The sequence below is a fragment of the Gordonibacter sp. genome (assembly GCF_036667095.1).
Lineage (GTDB): Bacteria > Actinomycetota > Coriobacteriia > Coriobacteriales > Eggerthellaceae > Gordonibacter.
This window is the reverse complement of sequence record NZ_JAVWUP010000274.1, coordinates 1-2722: the sequence shown is the minus strand read 5'-3', so window position 1 is coordinate 2722 and position 2722 is coordinate 1. Positions and strand designations below refer to the sequence as shown.

At 54.6% G+C, this 2722-nt stretch carries 3 protein-coding genes; all 3 read right to left on the bottom strand.

All coding sequences use genetic code 11. The features are described from left to right. Window positions 1-457: hypothetical protein (locus RR842_RS13600; RefSeq protein ID WP_332730124.1), on the bottom strand; the 457-nt coding region annotated here is incomplete at its 3' end. Between the two features lie 108 nt (window positions 458-565). Further along, window positions 566-2473 (bottom strand): DNA primase, encoded by a 1908-nt coding sequence (dnaG, locus tag RR842_RS13595; RefSeq protein ID WP_332730123.1) that lies wholly within the window; start codon window positions 2471-2473, stop codon window positions 566-568. A 10-nt stretch (window positions 2474-2483) separates the two neighbouring features. Continuing rightward, window positions 2484-2675 carry a hypothetical protein gene (locus RR842_RS13590; protein WP_332730122.1) on the bottom strand — a complete coding sequence of 64 codons (192 nt, stop codon included), beginning with the start codon at window positions 2673-2675 and terminating at the stop codon, window positions 2484-2486. Window positions 2676-2722 lie beyond the last annotated feature (47 nt).

Sequence of the window (2722 nt, the reverse complement as noted above, 5' to 3'; positions counted from 1 at the left end):
TTCGATTAAGTACAATCTCGTTAGGGAGCGAACATGCATCCGCATAGTATTCCATACGTACCTGCTGTTTGCACGCAACAGGAGAAATGCGACCGCCCATTACATCATCAACACGCCGATAAGATGAAGGTGCCAGACAGTTATGCATATATAAAAACTTTCTGGATTCATAAGATAGTTCCGTGGGCATCTTTTCTTCGGGTCCAGGCTTTACGACACTCTTAGAACCAGAATCCACTAGTGTCGCGCCCTTTTCATACAAAGAGCGTGCAATACCTTCATTGCCCGTTACGCAAGCAATAGCAAAGGCAACCGACACATACTCAAAGCTTCCAAAAGAGTCATACAAAGCATCGACCGCTTCAGAACTACCACTTAAACAAGCTTCTTCCAACAGCCTAACCCTCTGAACTTGATCATAACAATCGATATCAAATCCTGAATGAGTTTTGCCCATAAACACTCCATTCTTCGATTCAAGAGTCAACCGACCTTCAGGACACCTCGCCACTTCCTTACAACAATACACCGGATTACCTCATTGCAAAACGCACCGAGTGAAAAATTATTGCTGCATGAGGGGCTTGTGGGCAAGGCGACGCCGACTTAAATCTTTCTGCATAGCAGATGCTGTTTGAAACAACATCTCGAACTCGTCGGGTGCAAGTGATGCGGGGTCTGCCATCTGAGCGCGCAGCGCAGCTACGGCGTCCTCAGCGTCCCCAATGGCCAGCTCTTCCACAAGAAATGCTGCAACCATTGCAGGCTTGGCCGCATCAGCCATAGAGCCCGACGTTAGAATGCCCGCGGCGGCAGGCAGCACGCGGCCGGCCTCGGTTATAACATGCGCGGCAGAAACGGCAGGGTCGGCAGATAGCGTGGCCAACATACTTTGAGCGAGCGTGACATGGATCTGTTCGTGCCACTGGGTTTGCGCAAGCGCGTCAGCATGGGCAAGTGCAATTTCTGGATGTTGCGCAGAAATGCTGAGAAACTCACGCTCAAAGCGGCGGCGATTGACCTCGGGGCGCGACAAAGCAGGACTTGATGAGGTGCGCTCTTGCTTCGTAGCCTCGTCGCCTGTTTGTGCGGAACCACCATTTTGAGAAGCAGTATCCACTCCATCTCGCTGGTCGGTCGAACGCTCTGGTTGCAACTGAGCCAACTGCTCTAACACGTCTTCCTCACGCGCACGCACGCGACTGGCAATCTGCACCGCATAGTCTTTCGCCAGTAGGGAGTCTTTGATGGGGGCCAGCACAGCGAGCGCTTCGGTAAGCGCACGCGCCCGCCCCTCTGCACCCGATAGATCATAGCGCGCCAAGCGGCGGTCAATCCCGTACTTTAAAAGCGGCTGCGCGGCATCAATCAACGCTTGCAGCGCGTCGGCTCCGCGGGCACCCACAAAATCGGCTGGGTCAAGGTTGTCAGGCAACGTAACGGCCGCAAGCTCCACTTTGCGCCGCCCGGCCTCGGGCGTCATGGAATCGTCGATGAACCCCAAAGCGCGATCAGCCGCGCGCTGACCTGCTTCATCGCCGTCAAACAGATACACGATGGTACTTTGCGCGTGACGCGAAAGCAGGCGAATATGCCGCAGCGTCAACGCTGTTCCCAGCGTGGCTACCACATTTCTCACGCCCGCCTCATGCAGCGCAATAACGTCAGTGTATCCTTCCACCACCACAGCCACACCCGTAGAGGCCATGGCTACTTTCGCCTTATCAAGACCATAAAGCACCTGAGACTTATGGAACAGCGGTGTCTCTTGCGAGTTCAAATACTTAGGCTCACCTTTACCCACCACACGCCCCCCAAATGCAATGCACTCACCCTGTGCGTCATTGATGGGAAACATGATGCGGTTATAGAAACGGTCGCGCAACTTACCATCGGCCGCTTTCATAGCTACATTAGCCTCCACCATCTCATCAGGCTTGAACCCTTTCGCGCTCAAATGACGCACCAGCTGGCCCCGTCCCGGGGCAAAGCCCAGCTGCCACGTCTTGGGCACATCGCCACCCAATCCACGACTAGATAGGTAGCTGCGCGCGGCAGCCACATCTTCTCCGGGATTGCGCATAAGTTGGGTATGGTAGAGCTCCGCCGTTTCGGCACACACGGCTTTGAGGCGCGCTTTGCGACTGTTGGGCACATTGCCGCGCCCGCCCGTGTCCACAAGGTCGATATGCGCACGCTCGGCCAACTTGCGCACAGCCTCAGGAAACGTGAGATCCTCAGTTTTCATCAGGAAGCCAAACACATCGCCACCCTCGTTGCAACCAAAGCAATGCCACAGTTGCAATACCGGATCGATTTTGAAGGACGGGGTTTTCTCATTGTGGAGTGGGCAACAACACCAGAAGTCACGGCCACGCTGCTTTACCGGCGAGCGCTCGCCAATAACAGCCACAAGGTCGCTTGCCTCGCGTACCTTCTGAATATCCTCTCCGCTGATGATGCCGCCTGCCATGGAGTTTTTACTACCTCCGTTTGTTCTGCTTGGCTAAAACCACGTTCACCAAGAACACGAGCGCAAGTCCGAGAGAGGGTGCAAGCTCACGCAGGCCAACGCCGCCTTCACCCGCATTCATATACGTTATCACGAGGCTGCCCATCATCAAGATGAAACTCAACGCTCCAATTGCCGCGAATAACCATTGTCTATTGCGCATGCGCCGCCTTTCCGTATGGTTTCATCGTCCAGTATAGCGCAAGGCAA